Origin of the sequence: Pseudomonas lini, from assembly GCF_964063345.1 — a bacterium.
Lineage (GTDB): Bacteria > Pseudomonadota > Gammaproteobacteria > Pseudomonadales > Pseudomonadaceae > Aquipseudomonas > Aquipseudomonas lini_B.
Genome location: NZ_OZ061318.1, coordinates 4,088,195 through 4,110,661, shown reverse-complemented (window position 1 = coordinate 4,110,661; position 22,467 = coordinate 4,088,195). Strand labels below are relative to the sequence as shown.

Annotated in this window: 21 protein-coding genes and 2 pseudogenes; 12 read left to right on the top strand and 11 right to left on the bottom strand. The window is 54.1% G+C overall.

Annotated elements, in window-relative coordinates:
* Positions 1–53: 53 nt before the first annotated feature.
* From AB3226_RS18490 to AB3226_RS18460, 7 genes are all read right to left on the bottom strand, one after another.
* A complete protein-coding gene (locus AB3226_RS18490; RefSeq protein WP_367374111.1) occupies positions 54–806 on the bottom strand; it encodes a hypothetical protein in 753 nt (250 codons plus the stop codon).
* Positions 806–2,602 (bottom strand): P-loop NTPase fold protein, encoded by a 1,797-nt coding sequence (locus AB3226_RS18485; RefSeq protein WP_367374110.1) that lies wholly within the window; start codon positions 2,600–2,602, stop codon positions 806–808. Before AB3226_RS18485 ends, AB3226_RS18490 begins: the two co-directional genes overlap by 1 nt.
* Before the next feature lie 382 nt (positions 2,603–2,984).
* On the bottom strand, positions 2,985–4,151 hold the full coding sequence (locus AB3226_RS18480; protein WP_367374109.1) for a GIY-YIG nuclease family protein: 1,167 nt from the start codon (positions 4,149–4,151) through the stop codon (positions 2,985–2,987).
* Positions 4,148–4,705, bottom strand: coding sequence for a hypothetical protein (locus AB3226_RS18475; protein ID WP_223543431.1), 558 nt, complete (start codon positions 4,703–4,705; stop codon positions 4,148–4,150). Before AB3226_RS18475 ends, AB3226_RS18480 begins: the two co-directional genes overlap by 4 nt.
* A gap of 75 nt (positions 4,706–4,780) precedes the next feature.
* Positions 4,781–6,946 carry a DEAD/DEAH box helicase gene (locus AB3226_RS18470; protein WP_367374108.1) on the bottom strand — a complete coding sequence of 722 codons (2,166 nt, stop codon included), beginning with the start codon at positions 6,944–6,946 and terminating at the stop codon, positions 4,781–4,783.
* Positions 6,943–8,004, bottom strand: a complete 1,062-nt coding sequence (locus tag AB3226_RS18465; protein WP_367374107.1) for a YhcG family protein — start codon at positions 8,002–8,004, stop codon at positions 6,943–6,945. The genes AB3226_RS18470 and AB3226_RS18465 overlap by 4 nt, the downstream gene beginning before the upstream one ends.
* Positions 8,001–10,793 (bottom strand): class I SAM-dependent DNA methyltransferase, encoded by a 2,793-nt coding sequence (locus tag AB3226_RS18460; protein ID WP_367374106.1) that lies wholly within the window; start codon positions 10,791–10,793, stop codon positions 8,001–8,003. The genes AB3226_RS18465 and AB3226_RS18460 overlap by 4 nt, the downstream gene beginning before the upstream one ends.
* 675 nt (positions 10,794–11,468) lie before the next feature.
* Here AB3226_RS18460 and AB3226_RS18455 point away from each other — a divergent pair.
* From AB3226_RS18455 to AB3226_RS18420, 8 genes and pseudogenes are all read left to right on the top strand, one after another.
* The gene (locus AB3226_RS18455; protein ID WP_367375814.1) at positions 11,469–12,194 is read left to right on the top strand and encodes a zeta toxin family protein; all 726 of its coding nucleotides are present in this window, start codon (positions 11,469–11,471) and stop codon (positions 12,192–12,194) included.
* Complete coding sequence (locus tag AB3226_RS18450) at positions 12,191–12,358, top strand: hypothetical protein (RefSeq protein WP_181150620.1); 168 nt, start codon at positions 12,191–12,193, stop codon at positions 12,356–12,358. The genes AB3226_RS18455 and AB3226_RS18450 overlap by 4 nt, the downstream gene beginning before the upstream one ends.
* Positions 12,359–12,822: 464 nt before the next feature.
* Entirely contained in the window at positions 12,823–13,191 is a 369-nt protein-coding gene (locus AB3226_RS18445; RefSeq protein WP_367374105.1) for a DUF6124 family protein, read from the top strand.
* 35 nt (positions 13,192–13,226) lie between these two features.
* Positions 13,227–13,484, top strand: coding sequence for a hypothetical protein (locus AB3226_RS18440; RefSeq protein ID WP_367374104.1), 258 nt, complete (start codon positions 13,227–13,229; stop codon positions 13,482–13,484).
* A gap of 228 nt (positions 13,485–13,712) precedes the next feature.
* Complete coding sequence (locus tag AB3226_RS18435; RefSeq protein ID WP_367374103.1) at positions 13,713–14,753, top strand: EamA family transporter; 1,041 nt, start codon at positions 13,713–13,715, stop codon at positions 14,751–14,753.
* A 201-nt stretch (positions 14,754–14,954) separates the two neighbouring features.
* Positions 14,955–15,518 carry a histidine phosphatase family protein gene (locus AB3226_RS18430; RefSeq protein ID WP_367374102.1) on the top strand — a complete coding sequence of 188 codons (564 nt, stop codon included), beginning with the start codon at positions 14,955–14,957 and terminating at the stop codon, positions 15,516–15,518.
* A gap of 88 nt (positions 15,519–15,606) precedes the next feature.
* The gene (gene tnpB / locus AB3226_RS18425) at positions 15,607–15,858 is read left to right on the top strand and encodes an IS66 family insertion sequence element accessory protein TnpB (RefSeq protein WP_367374101.1); all 252 of its coding nucleotides are present in this window, start codon (positions 15,607–15,609) and stop codon (positions 15,856–15,858) included.
* Positions 15,859–15,939: 81 nt separating this feature from the next.
* A pseudogene (locus tag AB3226_RS18420) lies at positions 15,940–16,101 on the top strand (IS66 family transposase); the annotation flags it as partial.
* Here the strand turns inward: AB3226_RS18420 and AB3226_RS18415 are convergent.
* Positions 16,044–16,211 (bottom strand): annotated as a pseudogene (locus tag AB3226_RS18415) (transposase domain-containing protein); the annotation flags it as partial. The pseudogenes AB3226_RS18420 and AB3226_RS18415 sit on opposite strands and share 58 nt — an antisense overlap.
* A 17-nt stretch (positions 16,212–16,228) precedes the next feature.
* Between AB3226_RS18415 and AB3226_RS18410 the strand changes: the two are divergent.
* The 3 genes from AB3226_RS18410 (at position 16,229) to AB3226_RS18400 (ending at position 18,179) form a co-directional block, all read left to right on the top strand.
* Positions 16,229–16,885: a VOC family protein gene (locus tag AB3226_RS18410; protein WP_367374100.1), complete on the top strand. Its 657-nt coding sequence runs from the start codon at positions 16,229–16,231 to the stop codon at positions 16,883–16,885.
* Between the two features lie 210 nt (positions 16,886–17,095).
* Positions 17,096–17,503: a DUF3224 domain-containing protein gene (locus AB3226_RS18405; RefSeq protein WP_367374099.1), complete on the top strand. Its 408-nt coding sequence runs from the start codon at positions 17,096–17,098 to the stop codon at positions 17,501–17,503.
* A 307-nt stretch (positions 17,504–17,810) separates the two neighbouring features.
* Positions 17,811–18,179 carry a DUF6124 family protein gene (locus tag AB3226_RS18400; protein ID WP_367374098.1) on the top strand — a complete coding sequence of 123 codons (369 nt, stop codon included), beginning with the start codon at positions 17,811–17,813 and terminating at the stop codon, positions 18,177–18,179.
* Positions 18,180–18,326: 147 nt separating this feature from the next.
* Here AB3226_RS18400 and AB3226_RS18395 read toward each other — a convergent pair whose 3' ends face one another.
* Together AB3226_RS18395 and AB3226_RS18390 are read right to left on the bottom strand one after the other, a co-directional pair.
* Positions 18,327–19,229, bottom strand: coding sequence for a nucleotidyl transferase AbiEii/AbiGii toxin family protein (locus tag AB3226_RS18395; RefSeq protein ID WP_367374097.1), 903 nt, complete (start codon positions 19,227–19,229; stop codon positions 18,327–18,329).
* Positions 19,216–19,725: a type IV toxin-antitoxin system AbiEi family antitoxin gene (locus tag AB3226_RS18390; RefSeq protein ID WP_367374096.1), complete on the bottom strand. Its 510-nt coding sequence runs from the start codon at positions 19,723–19,725 to the stop codon at positions 19,216–19,218. The genes AB3226_RS18395 and AB3226_RS18390 overlap by 14 nt, the downstream gene beginning before the upstream one ends.
* 459 nt (positions 19,726–20,184) lie before the next feature.
* Here AB3226_RS18390 and AB3226_RS18385 point away from each other — a divergent pair, with 459 nt between their 5' ends.
* Positions 20,185–21,624: an ArnT family glycosyltransferase gene (locus tag AB3226_RS18385; protein ID WP_367374095.1), complete on the top strand. Its 1,440-nt coding sequence runs from the start codon at positions 20,185–20,187 to the stop codon at positions 21,622–21,624.
* On the opposite strand, the gene AB3226_RS18380 is transcribed toward AB3226_RS18385, so the two are convergent.
* Positions 21,575–22,438, bottom strand: coding sequence for a phosphatase PAP2 family protein (locus AB3226_RS18380; RefSeq protein ID WP_367374094.1), 864 nt, complete (start codon positions 22,436–22,438; stop codon positions 21,575–21,577). The genes AB3226_RS18385 and AB3226_RS18380 overlap by 50 nt on opposite strands.
* Between the last annotated feature and the right edge of the window lie 29 nt (positions 22,439–22,467).

Genomic DNA, 22,467 nt, shown 5'->3' with positions numbered 1-22,467 from the left:
ATTAGCCGTTTGCGAGCGAAGCTGATCAGCTTCGTGATGGAAAATGAGGTCTGTCACTCTTGGTATGCCTCCCATTCACTCCACACTTCGCGGATGGCGGCCATCTGAATCTTTTCAATTTGAGTGCTGGAGAGCGCTTTCAGACTGCCTCCCAACAAGGAACGCATGTGCTTGTCGGTCACCGATTCAACGAGAGAGTACAGTTCCTTCTCGGCCTGCTCGACTTGGCCAGGTGATTCAGCTTTTGCGAACGCATCGTTCGAATCGAGCACCACTTGTCCAAACACGCATTTGGTGACGTACACCAGCATCATCTGTACAAGCATCTCGTCAGTGATGCTCGCGAAATCGAACTCTTGGTAACCCTCTAGGCATTCAGAGAGCGCCTCGTTCATCGCAACCCGAACGCGATCAGAATCGCCGTCCTCAGTGGCAAGCGCCTGCACGATCATGTCGATAGCAATGTCCGTGTCCTGGCCGTTCAACGCAGCGAGATCCAGCCCCAGAGGGGAATGCCCTTCCCTCAATGTGGCCATCGCACCAAATAAGGCTCCCCCGGCTCCGGCCATGGAGCCAAACCGGGCAGGTCCAATGCCACTGCCACCGGTTGCACCGCCTGCATAGCTGCTTATCGCAGAGCGAAGGTAATCGCCGTCTCCTGTCGAGACGAATCTCCCCAGATTTGTGCGGAAGTCTTTAAATCGCTGCGGAGGAGCCTCGGGTACCTGCTGCCCATCGGTGTCCACCCACCCAGGCACAAATGGAGAATTACCCCCAGGCCCTTTGCTTGACGTAGAGGTTCCCATTACTTCTTCTCCCGCTCCTTGTACCAGCTCGCGCCCTTAAGCTTGCTGCTGAGCCAAGGCCGAATTTTGTCCGGCATTACGGTGTGAATGAAGTCCGATAGCAGCGCACCGGCTTCTGGTGACTTCTCGGCAAGCAACTGCGCACCGTCGAAGCCGACTGGCTTGCTTGTCCACTCAGAATGCGACCGCATCGATTCAATTAACTGGATCATGACGGCCGCGTGCTCACCACCGGATATGGTCTGTAGAGCAGCTTTTGCAGAAGGTGACGAGGTGTTGGACGTCCGTTTGAGCACAGCAAGCGCTTCGGCCGCATCAGCAGAAAGACCTGCGCGCAATACCCGTAAGGGAGTGGTTTCCCTGCTCAGATAAACGACCGGACGAAGGTCTACAGTCGAAAGCTGCGGTTCGAGCCTGATCCAATCTCGCACGAGGTCTACTTTGGTCCATAAATCCGGACAAGCCTCCGCAAATTTCACGGGATCTTCCAGTAGTCCCTCCAGTTCGGCCAGCACTTCAGGTTTGCCACCGGCAGCACCATTTATCATCGAGTAAAGATGGGCGACCGCTTTCTCCTCCATGCAACGCTCAAAAAGAGCTACCTTGGCGATTAGGGCCTCGTTTACAGGCATTTCACGCAGTGCCGCTACCCGTACCCTCATTCGAACGACGTTGAGCATACGCTTCACGATTCTGGGGTTACCCAACACGGAGCTGGAGCTTGCGAGCATTGGCGCAATTCGATCAGCAATCGGAAAAGCTTCGGCAACTTCCACTGGCACATTCGAGCCCAGCAACTCTAAGGCCCTCTCTGTGCTGATGGGCTCGTCTCTCCATGCCTTGCGCAAGTTATCTTCAAGCCCGATTCTCAAGGCCTCGATGCGCTCGCCAGGGACCTTGTTACCGGCCGAGGCAAACAGCATGAATAGGTACGCCCGAACCTCCTGAACGCCCAACCTTGGCACACGAACAGGCACTTGAATAAGTTTGTCCAAGTAATCAGTCACATGACGATCACCAGGATCTTTGAAATGCTCACTGACCGAATGGCGAACCATCTCCTCATCTGCCGCCACGACAAAAGCCGTATGGTTCATGAAGAGGAATAGACGCAAAGCCTCCAAGGTATGGATCGTCTGCTTGGGCAAGCAGCGATCTAAGTTGTCGACAAAAACGACCAACGTTTTGTCGAGACCAATGAGGACATCTGAGAACTCCTTTCGGAACGCCTCGATCTGTTGGGGGGGAGTTTGCTGCTTTTCTGGGCCAAGCAGCCCGGTAAAGCTGTCCTTCGCTTTACCACCTTCATCTTTGAGAGTTCCTAACGAGTCATGATCCGCTTCACCGGAAAAGAGCTTCCCCAGAGCTTCCACCCCTTTCGCACCAAAACCGAAAGCAGGCATACCCAAAGCAAGCGCTCCACCTTCGACCATGAGACCAAGCATTCGCATTTTGTTGGCCCGCGCAAAAAGCTTCTTCGCTTCAGGTAGAAAGCTGGTTTCTTTGGCAGCGTCGATAAGGGTGGAGGCGATGACCTCCATCAGCGCGGCGCGGGAGTCATCGAAGCCCTGATACAACCAGGCGTCAAAACGAACGACGACGAATTCAGACGCTCCCTGAGGAGGGTTCAGTCCATGCTCGATCAGATTGAGCAGCGTGGACTTCCCAGTACCCCAGGAACCGAACACGCCTACGGTAACCGGACGCATGGACGGATCACGGATGACGTCCACAACAAGATCGGCCACTTCTGAGTAATTCAGAAAATCGTTTTTTGTATCGACATCAGCCCACATCTGAGCCTCCTTGCTTGCGGACCATCCTTTGCTTACGAACTGGACTTACTGCCACAGACACGCAGCATCGCCTTCATAACCGCTATCATTCGTTAAAAAGCGATTCAATGCCATCATTTAGACATCCAGTGGATAACACCCTTCCTATCAGTCCATCGGGCCGTGTAGTCGCAGGCAAAAGCTCAGGAACGAGAAAACGTAAAGCACAACGAGCGGCAGCGCGAAAGCCGGGACCTGTAGATATCGTGCATACCATACTGACATCGGCAGTACCGCCACTTGCAGTTAGCGGACGCCCAGAGGAGTTTCGGGATCAGACGAGATCGATATCGCGCGTTTGCGCACGGCATCGATCTAGTCATCGCGTACCTCATCAGTGTCTTTAGCTGACGAGGCGAGCCGAGTGGGGATCATAGACCACGTCGGTAACCGACCCATCCCGAATGCGCTCAACCGCTTCGTCAATTACATGGAGAGGTACTAAAAACCACTCCCTGGGCTTGACCGGATGGCCGAAGCGATCTTCGATGGTTAAGTCGAGCTGAGCCCCACCGAACAGACGGTGGAAGATGTTTTCTAGCCTGGTGCGGTTCAGGTTATGCAGCTTGTAGGTGGCGACAACCTCCACGTCGGCCAGCAGATAGGTCGCATCTTTTTGCGCGTTAGCAATGCGTGTCTCCACTTTGCCGCCGGTCACGCCGATCTTGTGGATCAGCTCGCGGTGCTCGGCGACAAATGGGTGGCTAGACAGGCTGCGCAGCACATAAATTGTCCCGTTTTCAATATCGTCTGGCTCTGAAGCATTGCCAAACAACGGTCCCATGTCCGGATCGGTTACTCGCCGACCGGTTTCATCTTTGTAAAGCGCCCGTTGGAGCGAACGACGCAACAAGTTGCTTTCCGTTCCGTTGGCGTAGATGACACGCAGGCGTGCATCGCTTTCGCCATTGGGCGCCTTGATGGTTTCGCCGATTTCCGCCACGTAGGCCAACTGCCCGCCGACGATGAAGTAGTTCCCCGATTCAATGCTGGCATCGCGACCAAAGCGCAAGGTTTTGCGAACTTCAGATTTCAGATCCCTTTCAGCCAGCTCGAACAGTGGTTGAAACCTGTCAAAATCCGCACATGGCGTACGGTCGGCGATTTCCTCAGCTGCACGTTTTTCAGTGCTGGAGCGTACATGACGAAGCACGGTGATGTCGTCCTGGCCTGCGGGTTCACCGCCAATACCCAGCTCGGCCAGCAAGGCGTCCTCATCTAGGTCATTCACATCCAGCGTTACGGTCCCGGTCAGTAGATCGGGGCCATCCAGCTCAGCCAGTAGTATTTGCGCTTCCGGTAATTTGCGCAGCTGATCCAGGCGTACGGCGTACAAACGCTCGAAAACATCACGGTCTTCACCATGCAGTGGCGCGTGACCGTGGGTCTGATAAAAGCGCAGAATGTCCTCGAAACCAGCGATGATGCGTTCTTCACGAGGGGTTCGAGTGACTGTTTTGAGAGAGGGAACCTCTACCCCTAGAGCATCCAGTAGGTCGTCATCATTCATGTTAGCGCTCCATCTTTAGCGGCTTCTTTTGTGGTGCCGAACGATTTGGAGGGTTCATACTCTTCAGGGTAGTAGCGAGAGAAGTAGTTTGCCGCATCCTGCTCAGCCCGGTCAGCAAACCTAGGGTTCTCCGGAAAAATGCTGGTAGGCATATACTTATTTAAAATATTGCTCTTCTGTTTGTGCAGCAGTGTGCGTTCACTATCTATTTTCTGAGCGTACATGCTTCCGTCCGCAACAGATTGCCACTTATGCTCAGCCTCAATAAATAAAAGTTCAAGATCTTTAAGCATCAACGAAAACGTTTTGAGACGATCCGCGTAGGGGAGTAAAGGGTAGATGACTGAGAGCACCTGTGAGCCTGCGATAATAGCACCCCAGAGCACAGCCAGTTCTTTCCAGACAACCCAAGCACCGATACTTGCGCTAGAAGTTATTGCTATGACTGCTTTAATGAGGCGCTCTTTTGCCTCAGCTTCAAGCAAGAGCCGCTGAACGAAACCAATATTGAACTTCAATTCATGAAGTTCTTTCCAAAATCGCTCTTGCGCCATCCTTTACATCCCCGACACCGACATTAATAAAACCAATCAAGCTGAAACAAGTCGCTAATAAGCTTTTCTGCTCGGCTATTTTTCCGTCTTTTTAGGCGCTGCTACTTTTGGCATAGTTGGTGTTTCTTTAGGTATTGGTAGCCCCTTTTGGCCTGCTAATGCCTGAGCACGATAACGTGTTAAAGCAGCTACACCTTCGGCCATGCGCTTTTCCCAGCCGTCAGCGGAATTAATGTCTGGCAAGCGACCACGCTCGTTCTTGAACTGCAACGCACGCTTCGCCAGGTCGCGTGCTTCGTCTTCCGGGATGCTAACCTTCTTGGCAGAAATGCTGGCTTGGACTTGACGCAGGGATCTTTCATCCATCGCTTTCGCCAGCACAGCATAGGCGGCATCGAAGGGATTGATGCGATCGATTAAATCAATGTCCAGCTCGCGCACGTTAACGAACTTACGCACACCATCCAACAGCGCCGTACTGCCCTGCACTGCGTCGCCACCGTTTACATCGGCCTGGCCCAAGGCCAACTTGGCCTGCTGAGTAATGTTCATGGCGGCGATGGCGTGCTGGCGGATGGCTTCCTGATCGACGTCGCTCAAGTCTGGGTAACGCTCACGTACGATCTTGCCCATGCGCAATTGGGTCAGCTCTTCGGGCAGTGTATTTTCCTTGTCGAAAAGGCCGCGTTCCAGCACGGTTTTGTCCTGCAGGAAGTTGGTCACCACTTCGTTCAAATCTTCCTTGCAGATGCGCGTAGCCTCTGCGCTTTGCGGCGTGATCAGCCCCTTTATCTCGACATGGTACTGGCCTGTGGTTTCATTTACACCCAAGTTGGTGCCGCCTGGTTGATAACCATCAGGCCCATAAGTGAAACCCTCTTTCGGTCCTGTATCTTTCGGGGTGAACTCATAGCGCGGGGCTAACACCTGTTCCATCAGCAAGCTGGCGGAAATGGCCTTGAGCATATCGTTCACCGCCTCAGCAACAGCGGCTTGATCGGCTGCGGGCTCTGCGATCAGGTTGGTGAAGCGTGAGCGCTCCTTACCCTCGGCATCACGCGTTGCACGGCCAATGATCTGCACAATTTCGGTCAGGCTGCTGCGGTAGCCAATGGTCAGTGCATGTTCACACCAGATCCAGTCAAAGCCTTCCTTCGCCATACCCAATGCGATGATCACATCCACGTGGTCGCGGTTGTTCTTCTGCGCCGGGTCTTTCAGCGCGCCGAGCACTTTGGAGCGTCTGGTCGCGTCGCTGTCATCCACCAGGTCGGCCACTTTCAGCGTGCGACCGTCCTTGGCTTTGATGAGGTGGAAGCCGGTGGCCGGGTCGACACCCTGCCAATCGCCCAGCGCACTCATGATTTCGTTGACCTCGCGCTCCTTGTCTTTGAGGCTTTCGCGGGCATTCACATTAGGGATATGGATGATGGTTTTCAGCACTGGGTCCAGCACCTTGGCGACGGCATCCACATACTTGCCGGTGTAGAAGAAGTAGCCGATATCCAGCGACTTGAGCCAGCGGTAGCCGTTAAGCTGCTCGTAGTAAGTGTAAGTCACCGTCTCAAACCTGGCTTCTTCCGCCGGGGCCAGCACGGCCTCGCTGTCGCCACGGAAATAAGAGCCAGTCATGGCCACCAAATGCACTTTATCGCGGCCGATAAACGCGCTTAGCTGGCCGCCCAACTTGTTGTCCGGGTTGGCTGAAACGTGGTGAAATTCGTCGATGGCAATCAGGCGATTGTCGAAGGCTTCGATACCTAGCTCTTCCACGGCAAAGCGGAAGGTGGCATGGGTGCAGACCAGTGTCTTGTCGGCGCTTTTCAGGAAAGCGCGTACGGATTCCACCTTGGATTTGGCCACACGCGGCTCATCGATGCCAGGAGCATTGCATAGGTTCCACTGTGGAGCCACTTGCCAGTCCCAGTAAAAACCAAACTTGCTCAGCGGCTCATCGGCGAAGCTGCCGCCAATGGAGCGCTCCGGCACCACGACAATTGCCTGTTGCAAGCCCTGGTTATGCAGCTTATCCAGCGCGATAAACATCAGGGCGCGGGACTTGCCTGATGCGGGGGGCGACTTGATCAGTAGGTACTGTTCGCCGCGCTTGGTATAGGCGCGTTCCTGCATGGTACGCATACCCAACTCATTGGCTTTGCTGGAAGCCCCAGTGTGCGCCGTGGTGATGGATACCGATGGCACCGTGTAAGAGTTGGTTGGGTTGTGGTTCTGTTCGTTCATTGCGAGTCATCGTCCATGGATGCGTCATCACTTGCCAGTTCGCGCTCGATCTGTTCGATGCTGGGCAGGCTGGTTTGCAGCTCTGCCGGCAGGGACTCCACCAATTGGTATTCGGCCACACCGATGGGGCGGGCGTTATCACGCAGGGCGTATTCGGCCACTACCTTGTTCTTGCTCTTGCACAGCAGCAGACCGATGGTGGGGCCGTCCTGTGGGTGCTTGAGCTGGGCATCCACTGCAGTGAGGTAAAAACTCAACTGGCCCAGGTGCTCGGGCTTGAACTTGCCGGCCTTGAGTTCGATCACCACATAGCAGCGTAGCTTGAGGTGATAGAACAGTAGGTCGATAAAAAACTCGTCACCGCCCACATCCAGCAGCACTTGCTGACCGACGAAGGCAAAGCCTGCACCGAGTTCCAACAGGAACTCGGTGACATGCTTGACTAGAGCGTTTTCGATCTCACGCTCCTGCGCATCACAGGTCAGGCCAAGGAAGTCGAAGCGGTAAGGATCTTTCAGCGACTCGCGGGCCAGGTCGGACTGCGGTTTGGGCAGATGGCTCTCGAAGTTACTGACTGCCTTGCCACTGCGCTCCAACAGACGGGCCTCGATCTGCATCACCAGAATGTTGCGCGACCAGTTGTGCTCGATGGCCTTGGCGGCATACCAGCGGCGGGTTTCCGGGCCGGGCAACTTGTCCAGCAGCACCAAATTGTGACCCCAAGGCAATTGTGCAGCAGCCTGTTGCACAAACTCCGCATCAGGCCACGCCTCGGCAAAGGCACGCATATACTTGAGGTTGCGTGGCGAAAACCCATTCATATCGGGAAAGGCTGCGCGCAAATCCTGCGCCAAGCGCTCGATTACCTTGGCACCCCAGCCCTGTTGTGCTTGCCGGGTCAAAATATCGTGACCGATCTGCCAGTAAAGCTGCACCAGTTCGCGGTTCACTGCCAGCGTGGCGCGCTGCTGAGCATTATGGATGCGGCCTTTGAGGTCGGTCAGCCAGTCGCCGTAGCCCTCGGGTGGCATGCTCAGGCTAACAGGGGTGTCGCTCATGCCTTTATCCCTCGTGGCTTTTTCGGCGCGGCCTTCGCTGCGTTTGCCGCCATCTTGGTGTAGAGGTCAAACAGCTTTTCCAGCCGCTCGGTGTCGTTCTTGAAGCGACGGCCAATATAGATGCGCTCCAGCACTTCATCGTTGCGCTCGTGGGCACGGCGTAGGTTGTCCGGCATGCTGTCCGGGTTGTACAGATCGGCAATGGTGGCGGGGAAGTGCGCCTCTCGGGCCAACAGGATGTTTTCGGCGCAGGCGGTTAGGTCGGCCTTGTTTTGCTCTGTGAGCAGGGGGATCGGGAAGGTATTCCAGCCGAGGGTGTTGGAGTAGCGAAAGTCTGTTTTCATTTTGCCACAAACAGTACCAATCCAAACCAGGTGCAAACGGGAAGCGATAAGGGCCATATTCCAAAGAGGTGCATCGTAAAGAGCAAAGGCTAAGTCTGTGACTATTGAGCCTCTGGGAAGTAATCCTACGGGAAGATATTCACGGGACTCCGACGAAACCTTCGGAACAATCGTTACGACTTCATTGCCTATTTGTTTAACCTCTTCAAACTTGTGAGGCCAGGCAGCACCTTTCTTAGTGGCAGCCTTTGGGCTTTTTAGTCGAAAAGCAGCAACCGCATTTAATTTGCAATTGATGTCACTATTAGACTTAGCCTCTTGCTCTTGGCTGTCAGAAATCCACAAGCAGAAACGCACTTCACCTCGAATATACTCACTTGCACCATATACGCGCTTAAGAAATTTAACTACATCCACATTACCTTCTACTAGCCTTTGCTTTTCCTCCTCTGCGAAAAGCAAATTCCCACCTTCGACCGGCTTACCACCGGCATCCATCTGGCTTCTTTCATCGGCTGGGTACGTCTGTTTATCGACTATGACGTCTGCGCCGGATACCAAGTAAGCATTGATTCTATCGACATCTTTAACCGCCACCTCTCCATTGCTATTGGTCGAATAAATCCGCCGACTCCTCTCAGAGTCGTTAGAAATACAGACAATTACAACGGTCACACCTGCATTGTGACTTGCAAGATTTGTCCACTTAAATGAGGTATATGTAAATACGATCTGGTAGTTTTTTGCAAAAATTAACGGCCAGAGAATCGGTACTTGCTGCCCCTGACAAATGGAGTTGGTAGATACAAATGCAGCTTTTGCCTTGGTTTTGATACCATAGTCGGCAGCTTTCATAAACCAGCCCGCCACATAGTCTAGCGATTTCCAGTTTTTTGTGCGGGAGGCAAAGATGGCTTCCAAGTCTGCCTTCTGCTCATCAGTCTGCCAAGTTGAACCAAGATAAGGCGGATTACCACATATGTACGTCTCGCCACCTTCGTTCTCGAAATCGATTTCCGCCTGATTTAGTGGCGTGCCAAATAAGTCATCCGCAATTATCTTGACCGCCGTACCCGTAGGCCGGCAGACACTCAACCAATCTATTCGCAGCGCATTGCCACAAACAATCCAGTTCTGCGCATTCAGCGGTAAAAACTCCGCCAGAGCATCCTGCTGGCCGCGATAAAGCACATCGCATTGGAACTCGGCAATGATCAGCGCCAAGCGGGCAATCTCTGCCGGAAAGTCGCGCAACTCTATGCCGCGAAAGTTGGTCAACGGAATTTCAGACCTGTTGTTGGCCTCGCCTCGGCGGCGATTGATCTCTGCCTCGATCTCGCGCATCTGCTTATAGGCGATGACTAAGAAGTTCCCGGAGCCGCAGGCTGGGTCAAATACGCGGATACGCGCCATACGTTTGCGGAGGTTGAGCAGCTTGGCTTTGTTGTCTCCTGCCACATCGAGCTGAGCACGCAAGTCATCAAGGAACAGCGGATTCAGCACCTTGAGGATGTTGGGCACGCTGGTGTAGTGCATGCCCAGTGAGCCGCGCTCCTCATCATCGGCTACGGCTTGGATCATGCTGCCGAATATGTCTGGGTTGATTTTTTTCCAGTTCAGTTTGCCGGCATGAAACAAGTAAGTGCGTGCCATGCGTGTGAAGCGCGGTGCCTCGGTACTGCCTGAAAACAGGCCGCCATTCACGTAGGGGAAGCTGTTGGCCCAGTTGGGCAAGCGAAGCTGAACAGTGGCTCGCTCGGCCAGCTTGATGTTCATAGCGCGGAAAATTTCAGACAGCACCTGATGGGCGTTGGAGCCATCGCGTTCGGTGTACTGCTCAACCGTTTTGGTAAACAGGCCATCGCCATTAAAAATGTCGGTATCTTCAGCAAAAAAGCAGAACACCAGCCGCGCCATAAAATGGTTCATGTCGGCGCGGCGTTCGTCCTTGGCCCAGTCAGGGTTCTCGTTCAGCAACTCGACGTATAGCTTGTTCAGGCGGCTGGTAGCGCGCACGTCGATGGGGTTGTCCTTGATCTCCTTAATGGTGGAGATACCGGCCAAGGGCAACAAGAAGCCGAAATGGTTGGGAAAGTCCGGGTAGTCGCAGGCGATGGTTTCACCCGTAATGAGCTCTTCGGACTCCAGCGTTTGCCCGTCTGTGGCAAGGATGAACTTTGCTTTGGCCTTTGTGGTAGCCGGGCTGGCGCGCAATGCCTTGAGCGTTTCGCCCACGCTACCAGATTCGCATGCGGCGATATGAATGTTATTGCGCAGTAGCACGCCGCCAGGCACGTCGGAAGCGTTGTTGTTGCCGGCACGCAAGCGTTTGAGGGCTGTTTCCTTATTGCCAAAAGCGGCCAGGAAGACAAACGGAAATTCCACCGCGTCAAAGGGCTCAAGGGCCAGGTCCGAAATAGCGGACTCAATTTCTACTGCATTCATGATTTACCACTGTCCAGATCGCGTATGAACGAGTACGGCGAATTAAGCCGTTAATTTTGCGGATGATGACTAGGCCACTTGAGTGCTTCAACCTTCGTGCCGGCCACGGCCTGACATGATAACCCCGATAGCCTCGAACAAGGTCGTATCGCGTGTGGCGACAGCGGAACTACTAGAGCGGCGATGGCAGCATTGCAGCTGGATCACAGCAGTGACAGAAGAAAAACTTAACCCATTTCTGAAATTTAGTGGGGAAGCACGTTTGGGCTAAACGCAGAGGGCAGCTCACTGCCAATCATGGTAACGAAGCGTGCTGGTCAGATTGAATGAAATTGGGTGGCCAAGTGGAGTGCAGTATTCCAATTGGTATTCCAACCAAAAATAAAAATCGATATTAGTCTTATAAATCAATAAGATGCTAAGCGGATTCAAATTACCCCGGCCCACCAATCGAAGCTGACAAAGCCCGCCAAGTGCGGGCTTTGTTGCATCTGGGGTTTGGTAATCGATGGCTCACACATTCCCCTTTGCTGGCTCCTTTGCTTTTGAGTGTGCTGAACGGTTCTTGAAATGGTGCTTTGTAATCAGTAGGTCCCTGGGTCGACTCCGGGGCCGGTACGAAACCGACAAAGGAGTTTACTTGTGGCGAATGAGGTAACCCCAGCAAGGCAAGTAATGACACCCGAAGAGCTAGAGACTTCGGCTAAAGCAGTCAGCTTCGCTCGCGCACACAAGAAAGCAATCGCCAAGCGCCGGACTGACAAAACCATTTATCCGCCAGAGGAAGCTCCCGTGTCAGTGTTTATGGCCGGCTCCCCAGGGGCAGGTAAAACTGAAGCCTCAATCGCGCTTGTGAACCTTTTCGCTGACACGAAGATTCTAAGGATTGATCCAGACGAGCTTCGAAACGAATTTTCTGAATACTCGGGTAGAAACTCTTGGCTTTTTCAGGGTGGTGTTTCGATCCTGGTTGAAAAGATTCTCGACTTTGCTATCGATCAGAGACAGTCTTTTCTTCTCGACGGGACATTCTCCAACATCGATGTAGCCAGAAGAAATGTCGAACGGTCCTTGAAAAAGGGCAGATTTGTACAAATCTTGTACGTCTATCAGAACCCTCATCTTGCATGGGGCTTTGTCAAAGCTCGAGAGGAGGCAGAGGGTAGAAGGATTCGCAAGGAGCATTTCATCGATCAGTATTTCGCGGCGCGTGACGTTGTGAATACACTTAAGCTAGAGTACGGCGGCGATGTCCACGTGGATCTACTGCTCAAGCATATCGACAACTCGGGACGACTTTACAAAGCTGGTGTCGATAAAATTGACTACCATATACCTGAGCGCCACACGCGGGCCGATCTAGAGGCCGAGCTCGGGTTACCATCAGGAGCGCATTCATGATTTCGATTAAGCTAGGCCTTACCAAGGGCGCTAAAAGCCCATTTGCCGACTTTATTCGTAACGCGAAGTCGGAGCAAAAAAAGCGCGTTTACAGTGAGGTTCTGACCGAGGCGACCAAGCAACAAAACCTCGTGATGATGCAGGCCGAGGCGAAGCAAGCCTAATAGACCTGTATAGAATCAAAGAGAAGCCCGGCCAGATGCCGGGCTTTTTAGTTCCCGTATACGCTCGACATCCCCTTTCAGGGCCATCTTCATTGCGGCGGGACTCACGGCACATCCTTGAAAAAGACGGGGGTGCCCAAGCTCCAGCGTCGGCTTGGTCTTCAAGTCCCATGTTGGTGGCTTCACCATGGTGGCCGCATAGCGAAGGGACGGCCGGACGGTAAAGCACGGTACTCACTTCGATGTCGCTCAATAACGCCTGCGTCCGCCTCTCCCGATTTGCCTTCCCAACCTAGACCTTAATTGCAGCTTTACGTCCTAGGAAATTTCCCTCAAGTCGTGGCGAACTCCATGAACTGGCGAGTAACGATCCAAGAAGATAACCTTCCATCTTCGCTGCAACTCGGCGGACGGTTTTGACAGGCCGAAAAGCGTAGGGATCCCTAACCTTTCGGAGTTCCTGCATGAAAAAGACCAACCCACTTGAAAACCCAGCCCTTTCAGAGTCGGAAGACCTCGACCTGACCCAACTCTCCAAAGCCACCCAACGCGCCGTCAGCGCCCGCTTGCGCGACCCGAAACAGCCCGATCCCGTGAGTCATGTTTTCACCATTCTCCCCGACGTCGACACACCCACCCTGCTCGGCCACGCCAGCGAAACCCTGGCCTCCATGAACGTCATGACCACCGACCTGGCCGACCAGCTCGAAGGCTCGCATCGCAACGTGGCATTGGCGATTCAGCAATTGGCCGTGCTGGCCGAGATGTTGATCAATCGAGCACTGGATAACCTCGATTCGCCCACGCCTGCGGTCACGCCCGTCTGCCACTAAGTGATCACGCTCGTTGATCGAATGGAGGTTTTGTCATGGATCGATACATGCCGGTCACCGGCATCGACTGCACCATTGCGTCGCTGCTGATCGACACCGAAGCACCGTTGGATGTGCTGCATGAAACAGCGGCCTACCGCATCCGCACCGCGACTCAATTGCTGGAGAGCTTCGCCGTAAGCGAAGGCGTTCACAGTGAGCTGGCGCGGGTGTTGGTGACTTCGTTGCGCGATGGTTGCGATTTGCTGGATGTAGTTGGGCGGCGATTGCAGATGCAGGTTTCAGCGTCTTAACGAACCCGGCATAGAAAATCGTTGCCGCGCACCCAACGCAGAAAGGCACCTGACGAGCCTATCGCAGGTGCCTTTTTTGTGGATTTGGAATGTTGCGAATGTCCCCGCGCGCTCAGGTATTCTTCAGGGGCCCCGCCATTTTTTAGCGCACCCGCTGCGATTCAATGCACTATCCATGCGTGACGGGTATCGTGTTTCTCAACAATGCCTTTTGCTACGGAACAGACGATGACCAAAAGCGTCTTATACGCCTTGGGCGCTGCAGCCCTCTTTGGTGCCAGCACACCGCTAGCCAAGGTCCTGGGGCTGAACGTCTCCCCAGTCTTGCTCGCCGGTTTGCTTTACCTGGGAAGCGGCTTGGGTCTCACAATCACCAGGCTGATCCGTGATCGCGGTTGGCAGCCTGTCGGCTTAACAACCTCCGAATGGCCATGGCTCATTGGCGCTATCGCGTTCGGCGGAGTGCTGGGGCCGGTGTCTCTAATGTTCGGCCTTACCCTCACATCGGGTACCACTGCTTCGCTATTGCTAAACCTTGAGGCGGTGTTAACCGCCCTGCTTGCCTGGATGGTTTTCAAGGAGAACGCCGACCGGCGGATCGTCGTCGGAATGATCGCAATAGTGGCGGGTGGCGTGCTCTTGGGTTGGCCTCAAACTTCCGAGCAGATCCATGGTTGGGTTGGTCCGGTCGCAGTGGCGATTGCATGTTTTTGTTGGGCCATCGATAACAACCTGACCCGGAAGGTTTCCGCATCGGACGCATTGTTCATTGCAGGCATCAAAGGATTGGTCGCCGGGGGCGTGAACTGTGTTTTAGGGATTGCTCTTGGAATGCATCTCCCTGATTTGGCTCTGCTAGGGCCAACGCTACTCGTAGGATTTTTAGGCTACGGCGTTAGCCTGGTGCTATTCGTTCTAGCTTTGCGGGGGCTTGGAACAGCACGCACAGGTGCTTACTTCTCTACTGCACCGTTCTTGGGGGCCGCTATTTCAATCCTGTTTTTAGGCGAAGCAGTGACATGGGTGTTTTGGATTGCGGCAGGCCTGATGGGGTTGGGTGTCTGGATACACCTTACCGAGAGCCATTCTCACGAACACCAACACGATCCGCAAACGCATGACCATCCGCATATTCACGATGAGCACCATCAACATGAACATGCCTTTGAGTGGGACGGTACTCAACCTCATAGCCATTTACATGACCACGCTCCCATCCAACACAGTCATCCGCACTTTCCCGATATCCATCACAGGCACTCACACTGAGCGACTGAGATGGACGGCAGCGTGACCATACCGTTGAGTCGACAGCTATTTCGCAGAGGCAAGTGCACCGCTCGCCGGGGATAAAATCTGGATGCTGATCAATGCTTCAGGTTTATTATTCAGGCATGATCATCCCCCTCCAAATACCCGCAAGCGTGCATCCTTTGCACTCGCGGGGCCGCAGACAAGGACGTAATTACAATGGAAAGGGAAATTATCTTAATGCGTCATGGCCAGCCGAATCTGGCTGTGATCGACAAGATTTCATCAGTCGATATGAAACACTGGATCGAACAATACGACCTGTCCGAAATCATCAACCAGCTCGCCCCTGAGGCGAGTGTGGAGGTGGCCGCTACCGCCAAAGTGATCGTGTCGAGTACTGCGCCTCGGGCGTTGACATCCGTTCGGGCGCTGGGCCTGCAGCCCAGCCTTGTAGATGAGATCTTCTGCGAGGCGCAGTTGCCCTATGGGCGATGGACACGGCCGCGCCTTTCACCGTTTACGTGGGCATTTATTCTTCGAATCCTATGGTTGTGCGGTTTCTCAGGGACGGTCGAGTCTGCCCGCAAGGCTAAAATACGGGCCAATACGGCCGCTCAACAACTTCAATCGCTTGCCAGCGAAGGGCCAGTTCTCCTGCTCGGTCATGGATTCATGAATCGAATGATCGCCAAGCGATTGGAGGCTGCCGGATGGACTCGCCATAAAAGCAATGGCAACCGGTACTGGAGCGCGACGGCCTATCGGATGAATCAGGGTTAAGGCACGGTGATAGCCCTGCCTCGAAGAGTGATGGTCGGTATGCGTCCGGCAAAAGCATCTAGCCCGCTCTGCTAAGCCAAGACATGGTGTGCACTTCAATTTGACGCAGCCGCACTGTGCTTATCTATTTGCCAATCGTCGCGCCACGCGCATCAAAGTGTTGGTGCACGACGGGTTGGGTATTTGGCTGGCGGCCCGCCGCCTGCATCAAGGCAAGTTTTTCTGGCCGGGCTCTCGGCACGGCGCTCACGTGGAATTGAGCGCTGAGCAGTTGCACGTCCTTGTGCTCGGGCTACCCTGGCAAAGAGTCGGGCCAGGCGTCGCGATTTCTATCGTGTGACGCCTGCCATGACCTGCCTGGCCGTGCAATTGTCCGATGAGTCTATCGCTGGTATTGGCCTGCTCTGGCAAAATCGGCGGAATGACTTCGCTTCCCAATCTCGACCAACTAAACCCTGAACAACTGCGTGCCTTGGCGGCGCAGTTGATCCAACGCGTCGAGACGATGGACAAGCAAATTACCCATCACAAGTCGGTCAACGAGAAACTGGCCCACGAGTTCGTGCTGCTCAAGCGCTTCAAGTGTGATTTGATTGCCCAATTATTCGGCAACAGGTCAGCAACTTCACTCGCCCACTGCGTCGGCAGGCGCGTGAGAACGTCTTTCAGGTAAGCATATGGATCATGACCATGATTAAAGGGAATTAACGATGGAAATAGATCACATTTTTATTTGTGTGAATGATGACGGTATAGACGCTGATGCTCTGAAAGCCCTCGGGCTTGCTGAAGGGACGCCAAACGTACACCCCGGCCAAGGCACTGCCAATAGAAGGTTCTTCTTCCGAAACTCATTCATTGAGCTTTTACATCTCACCGACGAGTTAGAAGCTCAAAGTCAGTTAACAGCGCCAACCCAACTCTTTGACCGCCTCAAGTGCACAGATGGAGTCGCCTCGCCCTTTGGAATTTGCTTCAGACCATCCACCGAAGGCGAGAAACCAATATTTCCGGTCTGGGAGTATCGACCTGTTTACTTACCAGCTGCCCTGAAAGTCGACGTGGGACATGCGCCTATATCCGAACCGATGTGGTTTTTTCTTTCGTTTGCCAAGAGACCAGATGAGGCTCCGATTGAGCGAACGCAGCCGTTTGAACATCCCAACGGCTTTCGTGACATTACATCTGTGCGAGTTACCACTCCCAACAGCCAGGCTTTTTCTACCCCAGCCAACTGCGCAAACCAGCTGAAAGGATTTGAAATTGTTCATGGTGATGAGCATCTGGTCGTATTGGAAATCGATCATGGTGCAAGCGGCCATACACACGATTTCCGTCCAGAGTTGCCGATGATTATGAACTGGTGATGCATTGACCTAACCATTTAATCCCAACGCTGGGGGCGCTAGTTTGTGCTTCATTGAGGTTTGGATTCAGGAGGGTGGTTGGCCGGGCGCTTACGGAGTTGCTGCCGCATAGATGGAAATAGGCTTAGCTCCACAGAGCGTTTTGGCTCCATGCGTGCTGTGCTGTGGAGTAGAATGAGAACTTCACTCTTTGGATAGAGACGGATGTGAATGGAAGCGTTAGCCACTTTTTCTACTAAGAATTTCAAACCAACAGGTCTGAGCCCAACCCCCGAGATTACTACCTCCTTGCCAGTGTCTATCAGCACCATGGAGAAATGCTACTCGGGTGCTATCGACGGTGTTTCTTCAACAGTTTTTACTGCGGCATTCGACCAGACGACCAGGACAGGCAGTTACATCGCAATTGAGAGCTTCAAAGGTGCGGTGAATGGGAAAGAAGGCGCCTTCAATTTCATCCACTCTGCCTCCACAACCGGCACTGATCGGGCAGATGAGTTTTTCTGCATAGTCGGAGGCAGTGGTACAGATGATTTGAGAGGGATCTCGGGATCAGGAGGGATCAAGATCGACACCGATGGCACGCACCATATTTGGTTGAATTACCAACTCGAATAGATCAGAAATAGTTTTGAGGTAATGCCGCAGAGGACACCATTGCCCTGGATACTGCATCAGGGTAGGTGTCTTCGCCGGACGCTTACGATGGGCGCTCCGGGTCATGCGGGCTGAACGTAGCTAAAAAGAGTTTCTCTGACAGATTAGAGCCACGTCATCCTGGGAAATTTCCCGCAACCCGTAGCGGCTTCCATGAACTGGCGAACAAGGTTTCCGGAAGATAGTCTTCATTCTTCGCTACAAACCCTGCGGACGGTTTTCACAAGCCGAAACAGCGTAAGGATCCCTAACCCCATGGAACGCCCTTATGAAAAAAATCACCCTGCATTTAGTTGAAAATCCGGCCACTTCAGAGCCTGAAACCCTCGACCCAACCCAACTTCCCCAAGCCACCGAACGCGCCGTCAGCGCCCGCCGGCGCAACCTGAACAGAAACATCTTCAGCGTCCGCCCCGACGTCGATACGACCACCCTGCTCGCTCATGCCAGCGAAACCCTGGCGTCGCTCAACGTCATGACTTTGGACTTTGCCAATCAACTCGAAGGCTCGCAGCACAATGTGGCGCTGGCTCTTCATCAGTTGACGGTGTTGACCGAACTTTTGGTCAACCGAGCGAAGGATAACCTTGATCCGAACGGGTCGGTGACCGTGGGCAAACCTCCCGTCTTTCACTGAGTGATCGCGCTCGTTGATCGAATGGAGGTTTTGTCATGGATCGATGCATGCGACGGTCACAGACACAGATTTCGGCGTAGAAAAGCAAAATGGGCGACCTCATTGAGGTTGCCCATTTTTACGACTGCTATCGATTGTCCTTCGGTTTCACATCTTGAAGCCAAAACTCTGAACACTCTCTTGGCCGCTCAGCGCTTTATTTGTAGCCACATACAAATCACGTACATGTCCAACCAGAAACGCCCAAAACGCCGGTTCATTAACGGTTTGACTTACCAACTCCCCCGGCAGGAACCGACTCATTTCCTTGCGAAATTCAGTGGCTACTTTCGGATCGGTACCTAGCAGCGTTGAACGCTTCTTGAACAATCTCAAGAACTCGTCCTGTTCGCAGTGATGATCGCCCAGTTTTTTCGCAATCAGATCCAGTTGCGGTGTTATGCCTTGCTGACGTAGCCAAACCATGTCCCAAAGATCACGATTCTTGATTCGGTTAGGGCGCAGAGCAAACGCTACGATCTTGTCCGCATAGATTTCTTCGCGTGTCTCAGCCTGCAAGGTCAGACCGCTTGTGCCCATTTCGACACCATAAGGATTAAGCAACTGCATTGGCTGTGGCTGATAGCTCGGGATGGAGCACACGTCGATATTGATGCGCTGTGCCGGCAAGTCTTTGCGCCCTGGTCTGGTTTGAACCTTCAGTTTCCAGGTGTCGACATTCCCTTCCTCACGAACAGGCTCACCGACCTCAACTTCAAGGCCATATTTGGTTTTTAGTGTGGTGACCAATACATGGGCAAGCTCGGTCAGGCTCTCGCGATTGAAATCTGCACCACCGGTGAAATCCAGGTCCTCACTCAAACGGTTAGAACCGTAGCAAGCACGCAAACAGGTACCGCCAATAAAGGTCAGTTTAGCGAGCATGCCAGCAGAACTCAGCGCCAACATGATGTCGTGGTGCAGCAATTCCTTTTCTACCACGACCCGCAATGGCGCCAGATCCTGCTTGTTTTTTAGTGCCTCATCTACCAGTTCATCAAACAAACTCATTGGCAACGCTCCAATCGATCAAGTCCATATTTCGTTTCGCCGCCTTCATGTCTCGCAATGCCTGTTGTGGTGTTGCCCGCCATAGACGGCAACGTGCGTCATAGTGGAGCTGACCGACCAGATCCTGAGGTTTCTGGCGGGTGTGCACAAATTCGATAGTGCCCCAACGTCCGCATGAAAGAGTGCTGCTGCGCCCGGAAGACATCAGCGTGATCCAGTTGATGGGAATCTGCGAGATGACACCACAATCACTCAATGCTGTTTCAAGGCTGATGTAGTTGAACTGCATGGCACGCAGCCTGGCGGCGGCATGAAACAGCACCAGTCCGCTGGACGGCATGGTCGCTTCAAACAGGTAAAGCCCTCGGCACACTCGCGCCAAATAACCTTCCGAGGCCGCACGACTCAACAAGGTTTTGTACGCGCCTTCAGAAATGTCGGGCACCAACGCCCTGAGATCGTCCGGGGTGAACAGATAGCGCTCGTCACTGGCCAACTGGGTCAGTTTCCGGAGAAGGCGCCCCATTGGCTGGGTGGATTTTGAGTGTGAGTGCATACCCATGGCTCTACAGAAAGTTTCACTTTGTGTAACTTACTGTTGAGTCACCTCGCAAAGCAATGATTTTTTCAGCGCCTCTTCGGCAGTGAGCAACACGGAGAAGCCTTCCATCCACATGAATTTTTCTTCACCCCACCGCCTCTCTCCAACCTGTACATTCCTCTCGCTCATTCAAGAAACTACGGTTTGCCCGCCTCCCGCGGGCTTTTTTTTGTCTGTCGTTTTTTAGCGGTCATTTCGCGTGACCGGCACTCGGCCCCGGATGCTTCAGCGGTACAAACACGAATCCTGCTCCGCACACCGCGCCCGATAACAACGCGAGGCTGTTCACCCTTCGTTAAGCATTCCCTCGATATGCTCAAGCTTCCCGGTCCCCCGCTCGGTAGCCAGAAACTCATGTCACGTACCGCCTCTTCACTGTTTCTGCTCGCCGCTCTGTTGTTTTTCTTCGCGTTGGGCAATCACCAATTACAAGGCTCCACCGAGGCCCGGGTTGCCGGGATTGCCATGCAGATGCACCTGGATAACGACTGGGTGACGCCTCGTTTGTTCGGCGAACCGTTTCTTGAAAAGCCGCCCTTGAGTTTGTGGCTCGATACCGGGGCGATTCGCGCATTTGGCGGTACGCCATGGGCGGTGCGGCTGGCGTCGGCGTTTGCCGGGCTGTTCAGCGTGATGCTGTTGTACGCGATGCTGCGGCGGTTCGGCCGGCCCGAGGCAGTTGCCTGGATGGCGGGGATACTGCTGGCGACCATGGCCAGTTACTGGAGTAACGTGCGCGGCGTCGGTGAAGACGCGTTGCTGGCCCTTGGTGTGACCATGGTGTTGCTAGGTTTTTTTCAGAGTCAGCGACACTCAAGCATCGGCAACGCGTTACTGTTTGCTTCAGGAATCGCCATCGCGACCTTGAGCAAGGGCGTACTGGGGCTGGCGATGCCAGGGGTGGTGATCTTCGCGCATCTGTTGACCGAAACCTTGATGGATAAGCGCCTGAAGCCCTCGGACTGGCTGCGCCCCGGCGTGTTGACTCTGTTGGGATTGGTGCCGCTGATGATCTGGCTCGCGGTGCTGTATCAGCGCGGAGGGGCGAATGCCGTGGAGGAAGTGTTGCTGACCAACAGCATCGGGCGCTTCAGCGGTTCCTTCGTCGAGGCCGGGCATTACGAACCGTTCTACTACTACCTGGCCAAGCTGCCGGAGGCCTTCCTGCCCTGGAATATTCTGGTGTATCTGGGGCTGTGGCATTTTCGCAAAAGTTTGATGGCCAATCGTTACGTGTTGTTCTTCACGGTGTGGCTGCTGGCGCAGTTCGTCATGCTGACCCTGGCGTCGAGCAAGCGCACGGTGTACCTGATGTCCATGACGCCTGCGGCGGCGGTGATGGCTGCTGAATATGCGAGCGTGCTGTTAGAACGATTCAAAGCCCACATCGAAGCCCCGACCTGGCTGGGGCTCATTGCCCGACACCGTCACGGTGTTGCCATGGGCGTACTTGCCGTGGTGATCGGCGGTTACCTCGCCGCAGCGCAATGGGCATTGCCTAAGGCTGATCGCAAGCTGTCCTTCCTGCCGCTGACGGAGCAAATTCAGATGTTGCAGGCCAGCGGGCAACAGGTCGCCTTGTTTCAGGCGAACGAACGGGTGGGCGGCGCCAGCGTGTTCTACACCCGGCGCGTGCTCAAAGGTCTGGATACCGAGGCGCAACTGCATGAGTTTCTGCGTGCTTCGCCGTCCAACGTGGCACTCATGGCCGGGGCACATGAACCCGCTGCCCCCTTGAAGGTGCTCAAGACAATGAAGGTGGGACGTCAGGCTTACTACTTTGTAAACCTGTAAACGGCTCAACGACTGGTAGCGCGACCTTTTGCAGCACTGGCAGCTCCAGCCGCGCCCGTCCATAGAACGCCAACGCCGTCAGCAAACATGCCAGCCACACGAAGATTCCGGCCCAGAAAGTGTGGGACATGTAGTGCCAACCCTGTAGAACCCGCGTCGTGCCGTAGACGAAACCGAGCAGCAGCGAGCCATACATCAGCGCTTTGGAATACCGCCAGCGATAGCGGCGCGCCACGAAGTACAGCGCGAGCATGGTGAAGCCGCCCGACGCATGTCCACCCGGCCAGCAGCGACCGTCGCCGGCAACTTTCAGCAGATCGAAATTCTGGTACCACTCCTTGTGTTCGATTTTCCCGGCGTACTGAGTCGTCTCGACTGGGCAATACACACTGGTGTGGCCCTTGAGGTAATGGATAACGCCAGTGCTGATGGAAAACGCGAACACCACATAGAGGAAGTCCCGACGGTGTTTACTGGCGAACCGAAGCACCGGTGCGACTTTGATTTTTTCCAGGAACGCGATGATCTTCGAATGTTTTTCAATCTTCAGACGCGGCCAGAGAAACGACAACAAAGCGCCGATCATCGCGACCTCACCGGTCCAGTTCGGAATGATCCGCGCCCATTTGTGAGTGATTTTTTCGAACAGATGGACATGCTGCAACGGAAACAACCGTGTGGCCGGATCATAAAAAAGATCGCTGAAGGCGATGTCGATTTTGGTCATGTCAAACAGCAGGAACACCACGACCGCGCAGGCCAGCGCAATACCGAAGTTCGCCCAATAAAAGCGGTAACGGGAAGCAGTCAGCATCGTACGTTCTGATCCAGAGGAATAATGAA

Excerpts from the sequence above, each read along its gene's own strand:
- AB3226_RS18490 (WP_367374111.1), bottom strand. The coding sequence starts at position 806 with ATGGGAACCTCTACGTCAAGCAAAGGGCCTGGGGGTAATTCTCCATTT.
- AB3226_RS18485 (WP_367374110.1), bottom strand. The coding sequence starts at position 2,602 with ATGTGGGCTGATGTCGATACAAAAAACGATTTTCTGAATTACTCAGAA.
- AB3226_RS18480 (WP_367374109.1), bottom strand. The coding sequence starts at position 4,151 with ATGAATGATGACGACCTACTGGATGCTCTAGGGGTAGAGGTTCCCTCT.
- AB3226_RS18475 (WP_223543431.1), bottom strand. The coding sequence starts at position 4,705 with ATGGCGCAAGAGCGATTTTGGAAAGAACTTCATGAATTGAAGTTCAAT.
- AB3226_RS18470 (WP_367374108.1), bottom strand. The coding sequence starts at position 6,946 with ATGAACGAACAGAACCACAACCCAACCAACTCTTACACGGTGCCATCG.
- AB3226_RS18465 (WP_367374107.1), bottom strand. The coding sequence starts at position 8,004 with ATGAGCGACACCCCTGTTAGCCTGAGCATGCCACCCGAGGGCTACGGC.
- AB3226_RS18460 (WP_367374106.1), bottom strand. The coding sequence starts at position 10,793 with ATGAATGCAGTAGAAATTGAGTCCGCTATTTCGGACCTGGCCCTTGAG.
- AB3226_RS18455 (WP_367375814.1), top strand. The coding sequence starts at position 11,469 with ATGACACCCGAAGAGCTAGAGACTTCGGCTAAAGCAGTCAGCTTCGCT.
- AB3226_RS18450 (WP_181150620.1), top strand. The coding sequence starts at position 12,191 with ATGATTTCGATTAAGCTAGGCCTTACCAAGGGCGCTAAAAGCCCATTT.
- AB3226_RS18445 (WP_367374105.1), top strand. The coding sequence starts at position 12,823 with ATGAAAAAGACCAACCCACTTGAAAACCCAGCCCTTTCAGAGTCGGAA.
- AB3226_RS18440 (WP_367374104.1), top strand. The coding sequence starts at position 13,227 with ATGGATCGATACATGCCGGTCACCGGCATCGACTGCACCATTGCGTCG.
- AB3226_RS18435 (WP_367374103.1), top strand. The coding sequence starts at position 13,713 with ATGACCAAAAGCGTCTTATACGCCTTGGGCGCTGCAGCCCTCTTTGGT.
- AB3226_RS18430 (WP_367374102.1), top strand. The coding sequence starts at position 14,955 with ATGGAAAGGGAAATTATCTTAATGCGTCATGGCCAGCCGAATCTGGCT.
- AB3226_RS18410 (WP_367374100.1), top strand. The coding sequence starts at position 16,229 with ATGGAAATAGATCACATTTTTATTTGTGTGAATGATGACGGTATAGAC.
- AB3226_RS18405 (WP_367374099.1), top strand. The coding sequence starts at position 17,096 with ATGGAAGCGTTAGCCACTTTTTCTACTAAGAATTTCAAACCAACAGGT.
- AB3226_RS18400 (WP_367374098.1), top strand. The coding sequence starts at position 17,811 with ATGAAAAAAATCACCCTGCATTTAGTTGAAAATCCGGCCACTTCAGAG.
- AB3226_RS18395 (WP_367374097.1), bottom strand. The coding sequence starts at position 19,229 with ATGAGTTTGTTTGATGAACTGGTAGATGAGGCACTAAAAAACAAGCAG.
- AB3226_RS18385 (WP_367374095.1), top strand. The coding sequence starts at position 20,185 with ATGTCACGTACCGCCTCTTCACTGTTTCTGCTCGCCGCTCTGTTGTTT.
- AB3226_RS18380 (WP_367374094.1), bottom strand. The coding sequence starts at position 22,438 with ATGCTGACTGCTTCCCGTTACCGCTTTTATTGGGCGAACTTCGGTATT.